We start from the raw sequence: 1,147 nt of genomic DNA, 5'->3' as shown, positions 1-1,147 counted from the left end.
TTGTCAGCGAAGTTTAGCACATAGGTGTGCGACCTTTGCGATAATATCCTCGGCAGTTGCGGTCCAATAAAATGGCTTTGGATTTTGGTTGTGTATTTCGATGTATTTGAGGATGGCCAGTTTGAGTTCTTTGACGGATCGGTAGCATCCTCTTCTGATCTGGTCGTTGGTGATTTTGGCAAAGAAGCGCTCGACTTGATTGAGCCAGCTTGAGTGTGTTGGGATGAAGTGGGCGCGCCAACGTGGGTGTCGGGCAAACCATTGTTTCACGCTCGTGGTTTTATGGGTGGCGTAGTTGTCCATGACGATATGGATGTCCAAGTTTTCCGGGGTTTCTCGCTCGATCTTGCGCAGGAAGGAGAGGAACTCTTTCTGGGTATGCTTCTTTTGGCATTGGGCGTAAACTTCGCCGGTTTTGACATTGAGAGCGGCAAACAGGGTGGTGGTTCCGTGGCGGAAGTAGTCGCTGCTCATGGCCTCTGGGGCGCCGGGTTGCATGGGCAATAATGGCTGCGAACGTTCCAAGGCCTGGATTTGGCTTTTCTCGTCAACGCACAGCACCAGCGCGTTGGCCGGCGGGCTCATATACAAGCCCACAACATCCTTAACTTTTTCCACGAAAAATGGATCGGTCGATAATTGGAAGGTCCTGCTCCGGTGGGGCTGTAACCCGAAAGTGCGCCATATCTGCGAGATGCTCTCATGGGAAAGGCCTGTGCGCTGGGCCATTTTACGCGTGCTCCAATGCGTGCCATTATCGGGCTTGCTCTCCAAAGTTAGCCGGATGACTTCGGCGACGCTCTCTTCGGTGATCGTCAATGGAGCTCCACTACGAGGCAAGTCAACCAAGCCCTCAAGTCCCTCCTCAGCGTAGCGCTTGCGCCAACGGCCAACGGCATGTTCGCCCATACCAACTAATTGACTGATTCTTTATTGCTCACTCCCTGCGCACTGAGCAACACGACGCGGGCGCGTCGTGATTCTGCGTTTGTGGAGGTGCTGCGGCGAACAAGCTTCTCCAGGGCTGATTGCTCTTTTGCACTCAGCTCAAGCGGTGTTAAGACTCTTCCTTTTCCCATTCAACCAGTATGAATAAGGACAAAAATTGTACAAGCAATTTATGACGAAAACTTCGCTGACAATACAC

Annotated in this window: 1 pseudogene; it reads right to left on the bottom strand. The window is 52.1% G+C overall.

The features are described from left to right. Window positions 1–3 precede the first annotated feature (3 nt). Window positions 4–1,079: pseudogene (locus O3S85_RS21180) on the bottom strand (IS630 family transposase). Between the last annotated feature and the right edge of the window lie 68 nt (window positions 1,080–1,147).

Source organism: Cerasicoccus sp. TK19100 (assembly GCF_027257155.1).
GTDB lineage: Bacteria > Verrucomicrobiota > Verrucomicrobiia > Opitutales > Cerasicoccaceae > Cerasicoccus > Cerasicoccus fimbriatus.
This window is presented reverse-complemented; position numbering and strand designations above follow the sequence as displayed.